Consider the following 19,877-nt stretch of genomic DNA (forward strand, 5'->3'; position numbering starts at 1 on the left):
GCCCGGTCTGATCCGCGAGTGGGCTCCGGGGCCCGAGAGGACCCGCATCGCGTTCAGGATCACGGCGACGTCGATGGCCTCCTGCAGCAGGGCGTTCTGCACCGGCGTGAGCGCGCCGAAGGCCGCAGCGACCATGCCGGCGAGCGAGAGCCCGAGCCCGGCGTGCACGCTCTGGCGCGCGATGGCGCGGGCCCGCCGCGCGATGCGGATCGCCGCCGGCAGCGGCGCCTCGGGCGCCTCGGGCGCCGCGCCGAGATCCGCGACCGCCTGGGCCGGGGCGTCGTTGATCCCGTCGCCGACCATCATCACCGGCCCGTGCCGCCGTTCCTCGAGGACGATCCGTGTCTTGTCCGCCGGGTCGAGGTCGGCCGCGACCGCGTCGATCGGCAGGCCGGCGGTGAGCGCCTGCGCGACGGCGCGGCGGTCCCCCGTCGCGAGCACGATCCGCGCGATGCCGCAGGCCCGCAACGCAGCGAGGGTGTCGGCGTCGCCGCGGCGCAGCCGGTCGGCGAAGGACAGGATCGCGGCCGGCCGTCGATCGCCACGCGCACCCGCACCGCGGCGCCCTGCCCGTCCGCACCGGACCCCGCGGACGGAAATGCGATCGCCTGCAGGCGCATGCGGCGCGGTCCGCCCGCGCTCGCGCGCCGCCCTCCACAAACCCGATCACGCCGTCGCCGGGCATCTCCGTCACGTCCGACGGGGAGGCGAGCGCTACGTAGATTTCGCCGAAGTAGTTGCCGGTTCGGCGCCGAAAATCTGCGCCAAAACAAGAACCTAAGCGGGCGAAGCGTTGGCCTGCCAACGCAAGTCTGCTTAGGCCACGCGCCCTCGCCTCGTCGACGAGGGCGCGGGCGACCGGGTGCGCGGACGCCTGATCGAGGGAGGCCGCCAGCCGCAGCACCTCCGCCTCCCCGAAAGGCGGGAAGGCCGCGACGGCCGTCAGGCGCGCCCGGCCCTGGGTCAGGGTGCCGGTCTTGTCGACCACAAGGACCGCCACTTTGGCCAATGTCTCCAGCGCGCCGCCGCCCTTGACCACGATGCCGTGCCGCGCCGCCCGCGGCAGGCCGGGACCAGGGCGACGGGCACCGCCAGGATCAGCGGGCAGGGTGTCGCGACCACCAGCACGGACAGGGCCCGCAGCGGGTCGCCCGCGACGGCCCAGGCGCTGCCGGCGAGGAGAAGCGTGACGGGGAGGAAGACGAGGCCGTAGCGGTCCGCCAGCCGCGCCATGCCTGCGACAGGGCGAGCGCACCGGCCATCGACAGCAGGGCCACGAGGTCGAGCCCGACATCCCCGCGCGCCAGGCTCGTCGCCACCTGGACGAGGAGGACGGCGAGGACCGCCAGGGTGGCGAGGCTCCAGGCCAGGGTGGCGGTGCCGGCCTGCCCGAGGGCGTGGGCGACGAGCCCGGCGACCAGGCCGGAAAGCGGCAGCGCGACGAGCGCGCCTGCAGGGCCGTCGCCGATCCGGCCGGAACTGCCCGGACCGCCCCGGCCGGCGCGCGTGATCTGGTCATGGCGGTCCCTTGCCTCCCCGACGACGACTCTCCGAGACGCGCGCAAAGGCGGATGGCCGGCCATGCGCTGGATCAACGAGGCGCCGGGTCGGGCGCGGCGACGCCGGCCGGTCCTTGCGCAGGATCAATGCCGGCCGGCGAATCCGGGTGCAGTCTCCCCGCATGGTTCAGCGGAGAAGTGCCATGCGTGCACGCGACATCATGCATCGCGACGTCGTCACGGTGACCCCGGAGACCGGCCTCGGGGCGATCGCCCGGCTGCTCGTCGAGAAGCGGTTCGGCGCCGTTCCGGTCACCGACGCGGGCGGCCGCCTGGTCGGGATCGTCAGCGAGGCCGACCTGCTCCACCGAGAGGAGCTCGGCACCGAGCGGCGGCGCAACCGCTGGCTCGACGCCTTCGCGTCGATCGAGACGCTGGCGAACGCCTACCGGAGCGCCCACGGCCGGCTGGCGCGCGACGTGATGGCGCGCTCCGTCGTGACCGCCGGCCCCGACGCCCCGCTGTCCGAGATCGTCGACCTGATGGAGTGCCGCCACATCCGCCGCGTTCCGATCGTCGAGGCCGGGCCCGACGGCAGCGAGCGGCTGATCGGGATCGTGACGCGCGGCGACCTCGTGCGGGCGCTGGCGACCCTGATCCCTGTGCCGCCCGCTGCGGTCACGGATTGCGACCTGACCGACCGGCACCTGCGCGACATGCTGCTGGCCGAGCTCGCTCGCCAGCCCTGGACGGACAAGACCGAGGGCAACGTCACGGTGCTCGACGGCGTCGTGCATCTCTGGGGCGCCGTGACGAACGAGGCGGAGGCCCAGGCGCTGGTGACCGCCTCGGCGGGAATCCCGGGTGTCGTCGCCGTGCGCGACCACACCTTCGTCGCCCATTGGGGCGCCGACCCGGTCATGCTCTAGGGCCGCCCGGGATCGCGACATCCCGACCATCGGCGCCGCCGGGATCCGCGCGGCCCGTCGCAGCCGCCCGGTCGTGCGCCGGGACGGGGCCACCGTCGCAGATCCGGCAGGAGCGGCTCCATGACCGACGCGATCCTGGCGATCAACGCCGGCTCGTCGACCCTGAAATTCGCCCTCTACGCGGCGGAGACGCTCGTGGCCCTTGTGCCGAGGCGGGGTGTCGGTCCTCGGCGGCGCGGCCGCGCTTCGGGTCTCCGGCGCGCTGACGCTCGCGGGGACCGGGCCGGCACCCGGTTGCAATCATGCCGGCGCGCTCGCCTGGCTCCTCGGGGCGCTCCGGCGCGTGCCGGGCCTCGCCGTGCGGGGGGCGGGGCACCGGGTCGTGCATGACGGGCGCTCAGCGACGAGGGGCTGTTGCGCTACGGCTTCCACGGGCTGTCCTGCGAGCATGTCGCCGCGGCCCTGCCGGAGGTGGCGGGACCGCGCGCGGAGGGCCGGGTGATCGTCGCGCATCTCGGCCACGGCGCCAACTTCTGCGCCCTGCGCGACCGGCGCAGCATCGCCGCGACGATGGGCCTGACGGGCTGATGATGGGAACGCGCTCGGGCGCGGTCGATCCCGGCCTCGTGCTCCACCTGATCCGCGAGCGCGGGCTCTCGCCCGACGCCGTGGCGGATTTCCTCTATGTCCGGTCCGGGCTGCTCGGCGTCTCGGGGATCAGCGACGACGTCGGCGTGCTGGAGGCCTCCGGCGATCCGCGGGCGGCCGAGGCCCTCGACCTCTTCGTCTACCGGGTAGTGCGGGAGGCCGGCTCCCTCGTGGCGGCCCTCGGCGGCCTCGACGCCCTGATGTTCACGGCCGGCATCGGCGAGCGCTCGCCACGCATGCGGGCGGCGATCGCGGCCGGCCTCGCGGCCTTCGGGGTCGCACTCGACCCGGCGCGCAATGCAACGGCCGAGACCTGCATCGGCTGGGTCGGCTCGCGCGCGGCGGCCTACGTCGTGCCGGCGAACGAGGAGCTGCCGATCGCGTGGGCGGTTGTGAGATTCCTGACCGGGGCCGTCACGCGCGGCTGACGCAAGGAACGTTCGCGGCGACCGCGACGGCGACGGGCGTGCGGTCCCCCAATGCGGGCCGGGTACGGCCGCGGTCCCGCCGGGATGCGGGCCGTCGATCTGTCGCGGCGTTGAGATGGATCAATTCCGCTTTCCGAGGATGAGGGATGAATCGCGGACTCCTCCGCAAGGGATGGGCGGTGGGATCTGATGTGGTGCGGAACCCGGAGGGCCGGCAGGTGTCGCAGAACCAGGATGAGGTCGCCTACGTCACCGGCCGATTCCTGGATGTCGACATCGCGTATCGCGCGGATGTCCTGGCGCCCCGAGAGGAGACCGAGCTCCTGGGGCGCACCGCGATCGAGATCCTGCGTGGCCGACCCGGCCCCGCCCGCGTCGTCGACATGTGCTGCGGCTCGGGCAATCTCGCCTGCGCCGTCGCGACGGCCTGCGACGCCGCCACCGTCTGGGCCTGCGACCTGATGCCGGCCTGCGTGGCCGCCGCCGCGTACAACGTCGATCGGCTCGGGCTCTCCAACCGGGTGCAGGTTCGCCGGGGCGACCTGTTCGCGGCGCTCCCGATCGAGGACTTCGACCGGGGCATCGACCTCGTGATCTGCAATCCCCCCTATATCCCGAGCCTCCGGCTCGACGGCGACAAGGCCCACCTCCTGGACGCGGAGCCGCGCGAGGCGTTCGACGGGGGGCTGTACGGGTTCACGATCCACCAGCGGGTGATCGGCTCGGCCCTGCGCTACCTCAGGCCCGGCGGATGGGTTGCGCTGGAATTCGGCGAGCGGCAGGAGAACCAGATCGCCGCCCTGTTCCGCCGGGCGGGCGGCTATCACGACCTCCAGTACAGGTGCGACCCGCGGGGCGTGCCGCGCGTTGCCGTGGCGCGGCGGGACGGATCGCCGACCGAGGGGGCTCGCGTCGGGACGGCGGCAGCCCCACCGGACGTCCGCGACCCCGACCGGGGCTGACGGCCCCCTGCCGGCCGCCGGCGGAAGCGGGGACCCGCGCCCCTGGACGCGGGGGTGACCGGCCCGCCCGCGGACGCGGGATCCCCCCGTGGCGCACCGTCAGCGCGGCCCGCCGTTCGGAAAGATGACGTCCAGTCCGTTCTCAAACGAGTTCGGCCTCTGCCGCGGCGGGTCCCCGGCATCCTGCCGGCCCGCCGTCTGGCCGCCGAGCCAGCGCTTGTTGAAGACGTAGAAGGCGGCCTGCGTCCGGTTGGTGGCACCGGTCTTGCGAAAGATGCCCTTGATATGGATCTTGACGGTCGCCTCGGCGATCCCGAGCGCCCGCGCGATGTCCTTGTTGGACGAGCCCCGGATCAGGTGGAGCAGGATCTCGCTCTCGCGACTCGACAATCCGGGGATGTTCCCGCCGGGGATGTTCCCGTCGCGGCCGGGGAGCGGCGAGTCGGCGGGACCGGGCGGCCCGGCCCCTTCGGCGATGCCGGCGCTCGAAGGATCGGGGGCGACGGCCACGATGGCCGAACGGACGACGTAGTTCTCCGAGACGAGCTGCAGCAGGTTCCCGATCACGTAGACCGTGACATCGGTCGTCACGATCGCACTCGCCTCGGCGACGACCGCGGGATCGGGCGCGTTGGCGAGGTGCGGCGGGATCAGGACCACGATGTGCCCGTGCGCGTTCCGCTGGCGGATCTGCGCCACGAACGCCTTCGTCCGGCTGAAGTCGATGTCGTCCGACGCGTCGACGACGTAGATCCGGCATTTCTTCACGACGAGATCGTCGAGAACGAAGCCCTGATGCGTGGCCTGGCAATCGAAGACCCGAAAGCCGCACTGTGTAATCATGCTGCGCAGTCCTTCCCGCAGGATCGCGTTGCTCATCGCGAGCAGGACACCACAATTCCTGTTGCGGACCTGATCGGCGTCCCGCCGCGACGCGCCGCCCTTCCGCCTGGTCGCTGCCGGCGATCGGGATTTCTCGTTCATATTACCCATCCCTGTTGCACAGTATTCGCTTTGATAGACACGATATGCAGACGGTTTAATGATTATTTATCGTTATGAAAACTTAATATCAAAATTTTCACCTTTATGTGTATTACCAATGGTAAGAATTTTTATACATAAATTTTAACAAAAGAGATGTTTTATGCATGTGATTTATTTAAGATCGAATTTTATATATTGAATTGCTTTCATTTCGGATTATGATTTATATAATTTTTCCCATACAAATTTGATTCAGATCAAGATGTCGGGTTTTTCCCATAGCTCAAAAGGATAGGTTCGTCCGGCCCGAAGAGCGACGTAACGCCGTGCCTGGACCGGTCAGCCGTCGCGAGGCGAACGTCGGCGCTGCGATCGTGGCGCCCCATGATTTCAGATCGTTGGTATCGCCGCGCGGGAATCGGTTCCGCTCGGCCGCCGCGCGGGCCGGCAACCCGGTTTTCGCGAGGGATCTTCCCGAAAGCGGATCGCGGCGGGCCCGAAGGCCGAGCGAGCCTCTCGCTTCCCGGCACAGGCGGGAACGACGAGCGTTCGACCTCGCCGATCGTGCCCGAACCCGGGCGCGAAGCCTCCGCGACGTGCATGGAACCGGACTACGACGCCGTGTCGGCGCTCGTCGGGACGGGTCGGGCGCGCCGGTGTCGCGGCCCTCCGGCCGGTACGACACCGGCCCGCGCCGGTCGCTCACGCCCTTCGGGCGAGCACGTAGCATCCGGTATCGGCCCGTCCCGGCCCGACCCGAACGTAGAGGTCCTTGAGGAGCCGCCTTGCGGAGTGCCGGGCCGACGCGAGGAAGCGCCCCCGGCTCGAGGCGTCGAGGAAGACGGCGTTACCGCCGTAGCGTCCGGTCTCGACGACCAGGTCGTGGCGGCGCGCCAGGGATTCGACGGTCTTGCGGCAGAACGCGTTCAGGTGCTCGAGCGGCAGCACGGCATTGTAGTCGTTGTAGGCCCCGCACCGGAAGTCCTTCTCGTAGGGCGACCAATCGATGAATCCGTTCCTGCGGAGAAGCTGCCGGATGCGGCCCTGCCGGGGGACGGCGAGCTTCAGCACGCCCCCGGGGCCGATGCACCGCGCCAGCATGTCGAACACCTCCACCGGATGGGTCAGATGCTCGAACACCTGCTCGGTGTGGACGATGTCAAACTGCATTCGCGCCAAGGCGGACTCGTCAACGATGCGCACGCCGATCGACCGGGCGAAGGCGATCTTCTCGGGCGAGATCTCCGTCGCGAAGACCTGCATCCCCATGCCGACGGCGACCCGCGCCCACCGGCCGTAGCCGAAGCCGAAATCGAGCAGGGTGGCGTCCTTCGGCTCCTTGCCGATCCGCACCAGCAGGCTGGCGAGACGGGTCGCGACATCCAGATGGTTGTCGAGCGTCAGCCGGGCGTGCTCGTGGTCCTTGAGCTTCTCCGGGTCGATGAACCGATCGTACAGGTGATGCAGCATCGCCGGCGCCGGAACCATCTTCTGGTAGATCAGCGCGCAGTCCCGGCATTCGAAGATCGTGAAATCGACGCCGCGCAGCAGGGAGTGGTCGACCTTGCCCTGCCGCCGGTAATGGCTGTCGACGTGTCGCAGGACCGCGGGACTGTCGTAGGTCGCGTCGTAGAGAGTGGCCGGACGGTCCGCGCCGCAGACCGGACAGCCGACGCGGGCGACGAAGAGCGGGCCGTCGTCCCGCGCCTCCCCGGGGGCCGGCGTGCCGTCCCGCTCGGAGATCAGCGATGCCGTGAGGCCGTCGGGCGAGGGGTAGAGGTCGTCCATCATCGGTGACTCCGTCTCGGTGCGCGGAGGCCCGCCAGGGCTCCGTCGGTCCGCTCCCGAAGCCGTGCCCGACCGCACCGGCCCGGATCACGCCTCCGAATCCTCGTCACGACGCGCCGTTCCCCGGCGAGCCGGCATGCCCTATGTCTGCGCCTCGCCCGTCCAGCACGGGTCAGTTCGTTCAAGCAGGACCGGGGGAACGTTTCGGTCGCCCGCTCCCTCGATCGCGAAGTCGAAGGCGAAGAGGCTGGTTTCGATCGCCCGGGCCCGGCAGTCCCTCCGGTAGCGGATCGGGCTGACCCAGGCCCGGCCGTCGAACTCGTCCGTCACGTCGGTGTAGCCGAGCTGGAAGCGCGTCCGGCCGGAGCGGTGGGCATCCTCGATGGCGTGGAGCAGAACGTCCCAGCCCGCTCCCGCCGGGGTCGGGGCGGAGGCCCCGTCCAGGAAGGAGACCGACTCTCCGAACGCGACCGTGCCGGCCGAGGCCAGGACGCGCCGCCCCGCCACCGTCACCCACATCGACACGTAGCGCCGCAGCAGCAGGCTGCGCAGGACGTAGCTGACGATCGCACGGGTTTGGCTGAAGGCGATGCGCTTGCGGTCGTACATCCGCCGGCGCAGCCGGATCACCTTGGGGAGCAGCGTCAGGCAGCCTGCGCCGTAGCTGACGAGGAACCGCCGGTCGGCATGCGCCTGCTGGAAGCCCCTGGCGTTGCGCACGACGTTGCGGCTGACCCGGCCAAGGAAGTCGGACCAACGCTCGGCGCGCTTGAGGTCGATGGCCTCGACGACGAGACGCCGGACCGCGACGACCCGCGTATGCGGCAGGCGCAGGATCGCCCGGTGGCGCGGCACCTCGGTGCTCCAGAACGACCCGTAGACGTAGCGGCCGGGACCGAGATGGCCGAGCAGGCTTTCCATCGCCACGGGCCACAGATCGGCGTATTCGGGTCTCAGGGCCAGGCCGTCCGCGATCACCCGCAGGCGCGGCCCGAGGCCGACGGCGCATTGCCCGATCTTGCAGCGCTCGCCGGTCGGCATCGTCAGGATCAGATCGAAAAACCGCAGGCGGAAGCGCGCGTGCAGCTTGAACTGCCACATCCGGGCGCCGCCCCGGCTGCTCCAGAACGAGGCGTCGCAGGTCTGCGCGAAGGCGTCCCAGCATCGCGCCGAGGCCCGGCTCGGCGCGACGGTGAGGCGCGGCGCGTCCCGCCGCCCTTCGTCGGGCGGTCCGGCGCGGGCGGGCGCCGCGGCCGGGCCCGGCAGTCCCTCGGTCTGGGCCGGACCACCCCCCACCCGCAGGAGGCGGGTCGTCCGTTCGTCGGTTGCGCCGGCGACCGTTCCGCTCATGGCGTGCCTTCCTCCCCCCATTCGCCGTCCGTCCCCGAATGCCGGTCCTCGCAAGAGGGCGGCCGGAAGCGGGCGCCCGCATCGTCTCGCCGCCCCCGACCCGGGCGACCGCCGGGCTCGGGGGCGGCACCGGTCCTCAGCCCGTAAGCCTGGCCTGTTCCGGCACCGGTGCGACGACGGGGGCGAACCAGGCGCCGCGCCGTGCCGTATCGGCTCCGGTGTCGGCCCCCGCGCCGGCCTCGACCTCCGGGCCGGCGCGCAGCGCCAGGCGCAAGGCGCGCGCGAGGTCCGACGCGTGGTCGGCGATGCAGGTGTAGTGGTCGCCGGAGACCGGGACGCAGACCGCCTGGGGGCACAATTCGGCCCAGGCCCGGCCGTCATAGGCGGCGTCGTAGCCGGGTCCCGGCCGGCCCGCCGCGCCGAGGCCGGTCCCGAACACGACGAGCCGCGAGGGGATCGGCGAGGGCCCGTAGGTGTGGACCGCCGCCTCGTAGGCTGACAGGAGTGCCCGCCGGCGATGGAGGACCGCGGCCTCCGCGGCGATGTCGGCGGGGGCTCGTGCCCGTCGCGGATCGAGGCGCGCCCGCGCCGCGGCGCGCAGCCGCCGCTTGCGCGCCACCACGGTCCGCAGATCGGCCAACGAGTAGCCCCTCAGGCGCCACAGCTTCGTCAGCCGGCCCATGAGGACCACGACGCGGTGACGCCGGGCGGGCGTGTCCGGCCCCGCCGCGAGCCACCGCGCGGCCAGGGCGAGGATCACGCGGTAGCTCCGCCGGGCGTTGAGGGAGGGCGGCGCCACGAGCAGCACCGACTCGACCGCCCGGCCCTGCTCGATCAGCAGGCGCGCGGCCTCGTAGGCGACGAGCGCGCCGTTGCAGAAGCCCCCGATCCGGTAGGGGCCGTCCGGCTGGGCGCCCAGGATCGCGGGCAGCCTGTCCTGCGCCATCGCGCGGACCGTCGGCGGCACGGGATCGAGATGGGGGGCGAGGGCGATCACCGGGCACGGCAGCTCGGCGGCGAGCCGGGCCATGTAGAAGCCGCCGTTGTCCCAGTCCCCGTGGAAGAAGAACAACGGCGGCGCATCGGACACCTCGTTGTAGCGCGCCGCGACCGGCATCCCGTCCGCGCAGGCGGAGCGCCAGAAGCGCAGCTTCTCCAGGCGGCGGGCGCGGGTCCGCTCCCGCTCGCGGTCCTGTCCCTGGCTGTCCGATTGCATGTGGGCACTCCCGAGCGGCGCCGCGCCGCTCCCATGGCGGTCTTCACTCGTCGACGAGGAGCGGCGGCAGGTGGAGGGGGATCGTGGCCTTGCGCTTGGCCGCGATGTCGCGCGCGGCCTCGGCCACCTGGTCCTCGGCGAGCCCGGTGCAGGCGGCGATCTCCCGGTGCGTGGCCCCCGCGGAAAGGCCGGCGAGGCAAAGGTCCATGGTCCGCCACGGCAGCGCGAAGTAGAACTCTTCCTGGGTCTGCGGCATCGACCAGGTGTCCGTCGTCGGCGGACGGGCGAGGATCGCGTCCGGAACCCCGAGATGCCGGGCGAGCTGGTAGACCTGGGTCTTGTACAGGTGGGCGATCGGCTTGACGTCCGCGGCCCCGTCGCCGTTCTTGACGAAGAAGCCCTGGTCGTATTCGAGCCGGTTCGGCGTGCCGATGACCGCGTAGTTCAGGCGGTCGGCATGGTAGTACTCGATCTGCTTGCGGGTCCGCTGCTTCATGTTGGTCGCGGCGATGATCGCCCGATAGGCCTCCGCGCGCAGCCGCAGCTTGCGGGTCTCCCCGCCAGGCGCGCGGACGACGAGTGACGAGATCCCGTACTCGGCGCCGTCCAGGGGATCGGCGATGACGACCTTCGAGGTCCATCCCGGGCCGTAATCCGGCACGACGCCGCGGATGGCCTCGTCGCGCCGCGCGTAGCCGTGCATGGCCTCCAGGGCGGGTCCGATATCCTCGACGAGCCGGGGGATGCCGAGGGCGTCCGCGACCGCGCGGGCGAGCGTGAGGCTCTCGTCCTCGGAATCGTGCTCGGGCATCATCAGGCCGAGCACCCGGTCCGGCCCGAAGGCGTGGACGGCGAGCGCGGCGCACAGGCTCGAATCGACGCCGCCCGACAGCCCGAGCACCACGCCGCGCTTGCGCAGGGTGCCGCGCACCTGCCGGCGCAGGGCGTCGGTGATCCGCGCGACGGCCGCCGCGGCGTCGAGCCGGAGCGCGTCCGCGGTGAAGGGCTGCGGCAGGGACGGAGCGGCGGCCGGGGAAGCGACCGGGGATGCCCCGGGGGCGGAGGCGAGGGCGAGAACCGGCGTCATCGTCAGGCCTCCAGCAGGATTTCGGCGGCGAGCCGGCGGCTGATCTTGCCGGTCTCGGTCTTCGGCAGCTCGGCGCGGAACTCGACCGCCTGCGGCACCATGAAGTCCTCGAGGTGGGCGCGGCAGTGGCGCATCACGTCGGCCGCGGTCAGGCCCGGGTCGGAGGCGACCACGAGCGCCAGGATCGACTGCCCGAGCACGGGGTCGGACAGGCCGACGACGACCGCCTCGGCGATCCCCGGCAGCGCGTGCAGGACGGCCTCGACCTCCTTCGGGGCGACCTTCTCGCCGCGCGTCTTGATGATGTCGTCCTTGCGGCCGACGAAGTAGAGGAACCCGTCCGCGTCGGAGAAGAACAGGTCGCCGGTATGGAGGACCCGCTCCCACGGGTTCCAGCCCGGCTGCAGGGCCGCGCGGGTCGCCGCCTCGTCCCGCCAGTAGCCCTGCATGACGTGGGGCCCGCGGATCACGAGCTCGCCGACGACGTGCGGGGGAACCGGTAGCCCCGCCTCGTCGACGACCCGTGCCTGCGTGTTCGGGATCGCGATGCCGACCGAGCCGGGCCGGCCGTCGAGGTGCTCCGGCGGCAGGTAGGTGCAGCGCTTGCACTCGGTCAGGCCGTACATCGAGTAGAGTGCGGCGCCGGGAAAGAGCCGCCGCAGCCGCTCGATATGCGGGACCGGCAGGGCGGCGGCGGTGTTCGTGAGGTAGCGCAGGGTCGGAACGCTACCCGGTGCCAGGGAGCGCATCCGCAGGATCAGCGCGGCCATCGTCGGAACGAGGGGCAGGCCCGTGACCCCCTCCTCCCGCATCCGCGCCAGGATCGCCTGCGGATAGGCGAAGGAGGGCTCCAGCACGAGCCGGGCCCCGACCTTGGCGGCCATCAGCACCTGGTAGAGGCCGTAATCGAAGGCGAGCGGCAGGACGGAGAGGACGACGTCGTCCTCGACGCTGCGCAGGTACCCGGTGATCGAGGTCGCGGCCGCGTCGACGTTGCGGTGCGTCATCATCACCCCCTTGGGCCGGCCGGTGGAGCCGGAGGTGTAGACGAGCATGGCGAGGTCGGAATCGATGCCGCCATGCGGCAGCGGCCGCGCCGGCGCCAGGCAGGAATCGAACGCGACGGCGTCGTCCAGGCCCGCGGCCTCGCCGTCGGCGATCGTCACGGCGAGGCTCGGGACGGCGGCGATCCATTCCGCCGCGGCGGCGGCAAGGCCGCCCCGGATGAGGAGCGCGCGCGCCTCGCAGTTCTGCAGGATGTAGCTGAGCTTGTCAGGCTTGACCGTCGGGTTGACGAGGCTGAGCACCGCGCCGGCCTTCAGGACGGCGAACAGCGACACCACCGCCTGCCAGCCGTTCTCCATCTGGACGACGACGCGGTCGTCCCGCTCGACGCCGCGGGCCTGGAGCGCCGCCGCGAGGGCGTCGGACAGGGCGTCGAGTTCGCCGTAGGTCAGCCGCCTCTCGGGCGTGACGAGTGCGACCTTGGCGCCCAGCCGGCGGGCGCTGTCGCGGAGATAGGTCTCGATGCGCATCCGACCCCTCCTCACGCGGCTTGCGCCGTCGTCCGCTTCCGGGCGACGAAATCGGCGACACGGGCGATCGAATCGAAGTTGGCGGGCAGGATCTCGGCATCCGCGACCGCGAGGCCGAACGTGTCCTCGACGAAGGCCACGAGTTCGAGGATGCCGGTCGAGTCGATAATGCCGTGCTCGATGAAGGAGCCGTGCTCCGGCAGGTCGGTCGAGGCGTCGCCGAACAGGAAGGTCTCGACGACGAAGGCACGAAGCTGGTCTCGGATGTCGGACGGCATGACGTCTCTCCTCGTGGGGTGCTGGTGAAGGCGGCTCGGCCCCGCCACGGCGGGCGACCGCCGGGGTCAGAGGGCGGTCGCCCGGGATCGAGGCAGCGCCCCGCTCTCCCGTCGCTCGACGAAGGTGCGGTGCCAGAGCTGGGTCGACAGGATGCCGACGAAGGCGGCGTTGTCCCGGAAGCCGCGGCCCAGGCCCCGGCGGCACTTGTCGGCGAGCCGGGCGACGGCGGCCGGGTTGAACAAGCCGGCGGCGCGCACGGCCTCCGGCTCGAGGAGGGCGCTCACCGTGTCGGGCTCGCCGGGGGCGAAGAAGGCGGCGCTGTCGGGGGCCCGGTAGGGCTGCTTGGGCCGGTCGAGGATCGCCGCCGGCAGGCAGTCGCGCACCGCCTCGCGCAGGATGTGCTTCTCCCGCAGCCCCCGCAGCTTCATCTCCGGCGGAATCGTCGCGGCGAGTTCGACGAGGCGGTGGTCGAGGAAGGGGAAGCGGCCCTCGACGCCGTGGGCCATCGCCATCCGGTCGCCCTGGCTCGACAGGATGTAGCCGGGCAGGAGGAAGCGGGTCTCGAGGTACTGGGCCTGATGCAGCGGGTGCCACTCCCGGAACCCTTCCGGCAGGCGCGAGACGAGCTCGGCCGCCGCGTCGTAGTCGCCGAGCGTCGCCCTCAGGTCGGCGCCGAAGAACATCTTGGTGGCCGCCGTGCCGCGCAGGCGCGGGCGGTGGGAGTGGAGCGGATCGTCCGCCATGTCCGCGTCCGACCCGAAGAAGGCGGCGAGCGATTCGGGCGTCTGCTGCTGGAGGCCGGGCAGGTACGGATAGAGGCGGCGCAGGAGCTGGGGCCGCCGCCGAGAGGCCGGCTGGCGGGCGCAGAAGCGGCGCAGCTTGGCCTCCTTGAACAGGTCGTAGCCGGCGAAGATCTCGTCCGCCCCCTCGCCGGTGAGGACGACTTTCATGCCGCTCTCGCGAACGAGCCCCGAGAGCAGGTAGAGCGGCGCGGGTGCGGTGCGCAGGATCGGCCGCTCGGCATGGGCGACGACCGCCGCGAACGCCCGGGCGATCGCGCCGCCGCCGCAGGCGATCGAGCGGTGCCGGGTGCCGAGGCGGTCGACCATCACCGCCTGGAACGCGCTCTCGTCGTGCTCGGCCGAGTCGAAGGTGACCGAGAAGGTGTTCAGGCCCGCAGGCGCCAGGCGGGCCGCCAGCGCGGCGACCGCCGCGGAATCGAGCCCGCCCGACAGGTAGGCTCCGACCGGCACGTCCGAGCGCATCCGGATCGCCGTCGCGTCCTCGAGAAGGGCGCGGACCTCGTCGCGCCACGCCGCCTCGCCGCGGGCTGGCCGCACCTCGCCCCGCCGGGGGAAGGCGAGCTCCCAGTAGGCGCTCAGGCTCGCCCGCCCGTCCTCGACGATCAGCATGTGCGCGGGCGGCAGCTCCTCGATGTCCTTGAAGGCCGTGCGCGGCGGGATCGGCGCCCAGAGCGTGAAGATCTGGTCGAGGGCGATCGGATCGATCTCGGCGCGCACGCCCGGCACCGTCAGGAGCGCCTTGATCTCCGAGGCGAACACGACGAGGCCCGCGCGCCGCGTGACGAAGAGCGGCCGGACGCCGATGCGGTCGCGGGCCATCACCATCCGGCGGCGGCGGGCGTCCCAGATCGCGAAGGCGAAGTCGCCGTTGAGCCGGCGGACGCAGTCCGGTCCGTATTCCTCGTAGAGCTGGAGCAGCACCTCCGTGTCGGACGTGGTCCGGAAGCGCCGGCCCCGGTCCTCCAGTTCCCGGCGCAGCTCGACGTAGTTGAAGATCTCGCCGTTGAAGCTGACGAAGACCTGCCCGTCCCGGCTCGCCATCGGCTGGCGCCCGCCCTCGATGTCGACGACGGCAAGCCGCGTGTGGCCGAGGCCGGCCCCGTCGAGGAGGAGGACGCCGTCGTCGTCCGGCCCCCGGTGGCGCAGCGCGCCGCACAGGCCGTGCAGGAGGGACAGACCGTCCTCCGGTCCAGGATCGCCCACGTAGCCGACCACTCCGCACATCGGGGTCTGTCTCCTGACGCCGCCTTTGAAAAATTATTGTCGCTAGACCACGGAAGACCCGGGGAAGGACTTCCGCTGAACTCTCCGATCCGAGGTGGGCCGGTGCTGAAGACGCTCCCGGTTGCCGTCTCGACGGTTACAGAGTGGCAACGGGTTCGAGCGGGCCGCAATTCCCTCGCAAGGGGTAGGACCTTCGGGGATGGTGACGCCCGGGCGGCCGGGTTCAGGCGCGCGTCTCGCGCCGCAGGGCAGACGGCGTCTTTCCGGTCCAGCGCTTGAACGCGACGATGAAGGCGCTCGGATCCTTGTAGCCCAGGCGCCAGGCGACCTGGGACAGCGGCATGGTCGTGTCCCGCACGTAGCGCGTCGCGAGGTCCGCGCGCAGGCGGTCGAGGACCACCCGGAACGTCACGCCCTCCTCCGCCAGCCGCCGCCCGAGGGTGCGCGCGCTCATCCCGAACTCGCCCGCGACCGTCAGGAGCCGGGCCTCGCCCTGGGCCAGCAGCGGGGCGAGGACGTCGCCGATGCGGGCCGTCAGGGCGGGCGAGGCGGAGGCCTCCCGCGCCAGCCGGTCCTCGTGGAACTCCGTCAGGAAGGCGTTGAGGTAGGGATCGCTGCGCATCAGGGGCAGGGCCAGCACCTGCGCGTCGAAGGCGACGCCGTCCGCTGCGGCCCCGAAGACGGGCTCGCGCCGGAAATACTCGGCCATCTCGCCGGTGCCGGCCGGGGGCGTGTGCACGAAGGCGACGCGAACCGGCACGAGGTTCAGCGTCGTCAGCGTCCGGGCCATCTGGACCAGGAAGGTGACCCAGAAGGTCATCTCCTGCCCCGCGAGCGCCCGGTCGACGCCCTCCAGGGCGAGGTCGAGCGCGACGGGTGCGGAAGCCGGCGCCGCGCCCCCGCTCATCTGGCAGCGCAGAGCGCGGTTCACCGTCGCGAGGTAGCGCGCCTGCCTTGCGAGGGCCTCGCCCAGATCGGTGCATGAGGCCAGGAGGTGAAAGAACGGGCCGAACACCCGACCGTCGACGGTCTCGGCGAGGTGGAAGCCGAGCAGGTCGTCGCCGAGGTCGCGCGCGGCCAGTTCCAGGAAGCTCGCCTGCTGCATCGCGCCGACCGTCTCGGGCTGATCCATGACGGAGGGCGGCAACCCCGCCTCGCGCAGGAGAGCCCGGGCCGGGCGCCCCCTCGCGAGGAGATGCCTGCACGCGAGCCGGGCGAGCGTGGCGTCCGCGAGCGGCGAGGAGGCCGAGCCCGGATCCGCCTCGCGCGGAGCCAACGACGGGCCGATCGGGGTCTCGACCATGGCGCGCCCTTTCGCCGGCGCGGAAAGGCCGCGCCATCCTCGCGCCGGCAAAGGCGGCGCCGGCGGCGTGCGGGGCACGGCCAACCTCACCGCCGCATGATCGATGTCCCGACCACATCCGCGCAATCGCCAAAGCCGTCTACGACCTTCGCGCTATCGCCGGGTCCCGAAGGGGGGACGAGGGGGCCCGCGGCCCGGCGCGGCCGGACCGGCCAGCTTGGCCGCTTTTGCCGGAATTTTGGCGAGAAATCCCGACCCGGCCCTCGACGGAGCCCAAGCCACGCCATCTTTCGATCAGAAGTTAATAACATGAATTATGATGAATCCGAAATATAAATTGGGCAAATATCATCTTTTTTGAGAATGGAGGTCAATGGGATCGATGGCGATACATCTAAATAGAGACAGAATATCCGATCGTGTCGCCATGGCCTTCGACCTGATCGGCCGGGGACTGCACCGGGCGAAAGGCAATGCGCTCGTCGAGGTGATCCGACCCTGCCGCACCGCGCTCCTCGTCGTCGGTTTCCTGAGCGGCGTGCTGAACCTGCTGGCGCTGAGCGGCTCGTTCTACATGCTGGAGGTCTACGACCGGGTGCTGCCGAGCCACAGCCTCGCGACGCTGGCCGGCCTCACCGCCCTGATCCTTTTGCTCTACGCCTTTCACGGCCTGTTCGACCTCATCCGGGGCCGGCTCCTGCTGACGGTCGGCGCGCACGTTGACGAGGCGCTGAGCGAGCGGACCTTTCGGGCCACCCTCCTGCGGCCGGGCGAGGCCTCCCTCGGCAGCGACGGCGCGCAGCTGGTACGCGACCTCGACCAGGTCCGCGCCTTCCTGACGGGGGGCGGTCCCGCCGTGTTCTTCGACCTGCCGTGGCTGCCGATCTATCTCGCCCTGTGCTTCCTGTTCCACGTCTGGATCGGGGCGGCGGTGCTCGTCGGCGCCCTCCTGATGATCGGGCTGACGCTGGTTGCGGAGGCCGCGGTGTGCGGACCGACGCGAGAGGCCGTTGCGGCGGGCGGCGCCCGCCTGCACGTCGTCGCCTGCCTCAGCCGGAACGCGGAGGCCGTCCGGGCGATGGGAATGCTGCCGGAGCTGACCCGGGTCTGGGATCGAGCCAGCCGGCCCTACAGCCGCCATCAGGAGCGCGTCGCCGCGACGACGGCGGGCCTCGGGGCGCTCTCGCGTGTCCTGCGGATGCTGATTCAGTCGCTCGTCCTCGGCCTCGGGGCCTGCCTGGTGCTGCGCCAGGACGCCACCGGCGGCGTGATCGTGGCGAGCTCGATCCTGGCCACCCGCGCCCTCGCCCCCGTGGATCAGGCGATCGGACACTGGAAGGGCTTCGCCCTCGCCCGCCAGAGTGCCCGGCGCCTGACGGCCCTGCTCGCGGCCCCCGAGGCGCCGCCGCGGATGGCGCTGCCGGCGCCGCGGGCGGTCCTGAGCGTCGAGAACGCCAGCGCGGCCCCGCCCGGCGCGGCGCGGCTGACGGCGGTCGACATCCGCTTCACCCTCGAGAGCGGCCAGGGCCTCGGCATCGTCGGCGCCAGCGCCTCGGGCAAGTCCAGCCTCGCCCGCCTGCTCGTCGGGATCTGGGCACCGGTGCGCGGGACGGTGCGCCTCGACGGATCGGCGCTTGGCGACTGGGATCCGGACGCGCTCGGCCGGCACATCGGCTACATGCCCCAGGAATCCGAGCTTCTGCCGGGGACCGTGGCCGCCAACATCGCCCGTTTCCGCCCCGATGCCGGCGCCGAGGCGATCATCGCGGCGGCGCGCGCCGCCAACGTCCACACGATGATCCAAGCCCTGCCAGCCGGCTACCAGACCAGGATCGGCGAGTGCGGCACCGACCTCTCGGCGGGGCAGCGCCAGCGCATCGCGCTCGCCCGCGCCCTGTTCGGCAACCCGTTCCTGGTCGTCCTCGACGAGCCGAACTCGAACCTCGACGGCGAGGGCGAGCAGGCGCTCACCGACGCGCTGATGACGGTGCGCCGCCGCGGCGGGATCGTCGTCGTCGTCGCGCACCGCCCGAGCGCCCTGGCCGCCGTCGACCGGGTGCTCGTGATGGGCGAGGGGCGGATGCTCACCGTGGGACCGAAGGAGACGGTCTTCGCCCACACCCTCAAGGCGGTGCCGCCCGCCGGCGGGTCGGCCGCGCAAGTCCCCGCCTTCCCGAAAGTCCCCGCCTCGCCGCAAGTCCCCGCCTCGCCGCAGGCTTCCTCCGCGCCCCGAGCGCACACCGCGGGAGCTGTCTCGTGATCGGTCTTGGAACATTGTCCCCCTCCCCGGCCGGGTCCGGTCCGGCGGCCCTGGATGCCCTGAGCCCGGCCACCGCGCGGCGGCTGCGCGGGCAGCTCGTCGCGGCCTCGGCGAGCCTCGCGGCCCTCGTCCTCGGCGTCGGTGTGTGGGCGACGCGGGTCGAGTTCTCGGGCGCGGTCGTCACCTCGGGCCTTCTCGTCGTCGAGTCGCAGGTCAAGAAGGTCCAGCACCCGTCGGGCGGCGTCGTCGGCGAGCTGCGCGTGCGAGACGGCAGCGCCGTGCGGGCGGGGGACGTGCTCGTCCGCCTCGACGCGACCCTGCTCCAGGCGAACTTCGCCATCGTGTCGAACGCCCTCGACGAGGCCCTGGCGCGCCGCGCCCGCCTCCAGGCCGAGCAGGCGGACGCGACGGCGATCACCTTCCCGGCCGAGCTCCTCGCCCGGAAGGCGGAGGCGGGCCGGGTGATGGAGGCGGAGGAGAGCCTGCTGGCGATCCGTCGCGCGGCCCTCGACGGCCAGAAGGCGCAGCTCGCCGAGCGGATCGCGCAGTCGCAGGAGCAGGTCAAAGGCCTCTCCGAGCAGATCGAGGCCAAGGCCCGCGAGGTCGAGCTGATCGAGGGCGAGATCAGGGGCGTGCGCGAGCTCTGGGAGAAGAAGCTGATCCCGATCCAGCGGGTGACGGCCCTGGAACGCGACCTCGTGCGTATTCGCGGCGAGCGCGGCGCCCTCGTCTCCGAGGTGGCGCAGACCCGCGGGCGGATCAGCGAGACGCGGCTGCAGTTGATCCAGCTCGACCAGGACATGCGCACCAAGGTCGGCCAGGACCTCAGCGAGATCTGGAACCGCGTCGCCGAGCTGGTCGAGCGGAAGGTCTCGGCGCAGGACCAGCTGAGCCGGGTCGAGATCCGCGCCCCCCAGGACGGCGTCGTCGATCAGCTCGCCGTCCACACCGTCGGCGGCGTCGTCGCGGCGGGCGAGACCCTGATGCGGGTCGTCCCCGCGCAGGACCGGCTCGCCGTCGAGGCGCGCCTGCCGCCCCAGGATCGCGACCAGACCCACCCGGGACAGCGGGCGATCCTGCGCTTCTCGGCCCTCAACCAGCGCACGACGCCGGAGATCGAGGGCAGCGTGGCGATGATCTCGGCCGATGTCACGACCGATCCGAAGACCGGGCAGGCCTATTACACGACGCGGGTGGCGGTGCAGGACGACCAGCTCGCGCGGCTGGGCGACGTGAAGGTCGCGCCTGGCATGCCGGTGGAGGTTTTCGTCCAGACGCAGGCCCGCACCGTCCTCAGCTACGTCACCAAGCCTTTCGCCGATCAGGTCGCCCGGGCCTTCCGGGAGAAGTGACCGCCCCCTTTCCGCGCGACCACGCCCTGGCGGACGCGCGGCATTCCCGCCACGAACGGAGGAGGTTTCCATGCCGCTCGCCTGATACCCGGTTCCCGACACGGCGATCCGCTACGGATCGCGCCGCCGACCTCTACACCGCGATCTCCGGACGATCCGCCCCGGCCAGCCCTCGACGCGACGGCGCCGGAACGGGCGCGGCCGGCAGCGACCGGCAAGGCCAGGAC

Annotated in this window: 13 protein-coding genes and 3 pseudogenes; 5 read left to right on the top strand and 11 right to left on the bottom strand. The window is 71.9% G+C overall.

Annotated elements, in window-relative coordinates:
- Positions 1-27: 27 nt before the first annotated feature.
- Together BMX97_RS34190 and BMX97_RS34195 are read right to left on the bottom strand one after the other, a co-directional pair.
- Positions 28-688 (bottom strand): annotated as a pseudogene (locus BMX97_RS34190) (HAD family hydrolase); the annotation flags it as partial.
- A gap of 126 nt (positions 689-814) precedes the next feature.
- Positions 815-1,469, bottom strand: a pseudogene (locus tag BMX97_RS34195) (hypothetical protein); the annotation flags it as partial.
- A gap of 233 nt (positions 1,470-1,702) precedes the next feature.
- Here BMX97_RS34195 and BMX97_RS16960 point away from each other — a divergent pair.
- From BMX97_RS16960 to BMX97_RS16970, 3 genes and pseudogenes are all read left to right on the top strand, one after another.
- The gene (locus tag BMX97_RS16960) at positions 1,703-2,428 is read left to right on the top strand and encodes a CBS domain-containing protein (protein WP_091752522.1); all 726 of its coding nucleotides are present in this window, start codon (positions 1,703-1,705) and stop codon (positions 2,426-2,428) included.
- Between the two features lie 414 nt (positions 2,429-2,842).
- A pseudogene (locus BMX97_RS16965) lies at positions 2,843-3,504 on the top strand (hypothetical protein).
- Positions 3,505-3,722: 218 nt separating this feature from the next.
- Positions 3,723-4,466: a N5-glutamine methyltransferase family protein gene (locus BMX97_RS16970; RefSeq protein ID WP_244538476.1), complete on the top strand. Its 744-nt coding sequence runs from the start codon at positions 3,723-3,725 to the stop codon at positions 4,464-4,466.
- Between the two features lie 99 nt (positions 4,467-4,565).
- Here the strand turns inward: BMX97_RS16970 and BMX97_RS16975 are convergent, their stop codons facing one another.
- The 9 genes from BMX97_RS16975 to BMX97_RS17015 form a co-directional block, all read right to left on the bottom strand.
- The gene (locus tag BMX97_RS16975; RefSeq protein WP_177202260.1) at positions 4,566-5,345 is read right to left on the bottom strand and encodes a response regulator transcription factor; all 780 of its coding nucleotides are present in this window, start codon (positions 5,343-5,345) and stop codon (positions 4,566-4,568) included.
- An 810-nt stretch (positions 5,346-6,155) separates the two neighbouring features.
- Complete coding sequence (locus BMX97_RS16980; RefSeq protein WP_091752525.1) at positions 6,156-7,244, bottom strand: class I SAM-dependent methyltransferase; 1,089 nt, start codon at positions 7,242-7,244, stop codon at positions 6,156-6,158.
- 138 nt (positions 7,245-7,382) lie between these two features.
- Entirely contained in the window at positions 7,383-8,591 is a 1,209-nt protein-coding gene (locus BMX97_RS16985; RefSeq protein WP_091752527.1) for a hypothetical protein, read from the bottom strand.
- Positions 8,592-8,727: 136 nt separating this feature from the next.
- Positions 8,728-9,807: a thioesterase domain-containing protein gene (locus tag BMX97_RS16990; RefSeq protein WP_091752529.1), complete on the bottom strand. Its 1,080-nt coding sequence runs from the start codon at positions 9,805-9,807 to the stop codon at positions 8,728-8,730.
- A gap of 43 nt (positions 9,808-9,850) precedes the next feature.
- Positions 9,851-10,894 carry an NAD(+) synthase gene (gene nadE / locus BMX97_RS16995; protein ID WP_091752531.1) on the bottom strand — a complete coding sequence of 348 codons (1,044 nt, stop codon included), beginning with the start codon at positions 10,892-10,894 and terminating at the stop codon, positions 9,851-9,853.
- Positions 10,895-10,896: 2 nt separating this feature from the next.
- On the bottom strand, positions 10,897-12,429 hold the full coding sequence (locus tag BMX97_RS17000; RefSeq protein ID WP_091752532.1) for a class I adenylate-forming enzyme family protein: 1,533 nt from the start codon (positions 12,427-12,429) through the stop codon (positions 10,897-10,899).
- An 11-nt stretch (positions 12,430-12,440) separates the two neighbouring features.
- Positions 12,441-12,707: an acyl carrier protein gene (locus BMX97_RS17005; protein WP_091752534.1), complete on the bottom strand. Its 267-nt coding sequence runs from the start codon at positions 12,705-12,707 to the stop codon at positions 12,441-12,443.
- Between the two features lie 66 nt (positions 12,708-12,773).
- Positions 12,774-14,735, bottom strand: coding sequence for an asparagine synthase (glutamine-hydrolyzing) (gene asnB, locus BMX97_RS17010; RefSeq protein ID WP_091752536.1), 1,962 nt, complete (start codon positions 14,733-14,735; stop codon positions 12,774-12,776).
- Between the two features lie 223 nt (positions 14,736-14,958).
- On the bottom strand, positions 14,959-16,038 hold the full coding sequence (locus tag BMX97_RS17015) for an AraC family transcriptional regulator (protein WP_091752537.1): 1,080 nt from the start codon (positions 16,036-16,038) through the stop codon (positions 14,959-14,961).
- A gap of 427 nt (positions 16,039-16,465) precedes the next feature.
- Between BMX97_RS17015 and BMX97_RS17020 the strand changes: the two genes are divergently transcribed.
- The gene (locus tag BMX97_RS17020) at positions 16,466-18,298 is read left to right on the top strand and encodes a type I secretion system permease/ATPase (RefSeq protein ID WP_244538477.1); all 1,833 of its coding nucleotides are present in this window, start codon (positions 16,466-16,468) and stop codon (positions 18,296-18,298) included.
- Positions 18,295-19,650: an HlyD family type I secretion periplasmic adaptor subunit gene (locus BMX97_RS17025; RefSeq protein ID WP_244538478.1), complete on the top strand. Its 1,356-nt coding sequence runs from the start codon at positions 18,295-18,297 to the stop codon at positions 19,648-19,650. The genes BMX97_RS17020 and BMX97_RS17025 overlap by 4 nt, the downstream gene beginning before the upstream one ends.
- Positions 19,651-19,877 lie beyond the last annotated feature (227 nt).

Origin of the sequence: Methylobacterium sp. ap11 (assembly GCF_900110515.1) — a bacterium.
In the GTDB taxonomy this organism is placed as follows: domain Bacteria; phylum Pseudomonadota; class Alphaproteobacteria; order Rhizobiales; family Beijerinckiaceae; genus Methylobacterium; species Methylobacterium ajmalii.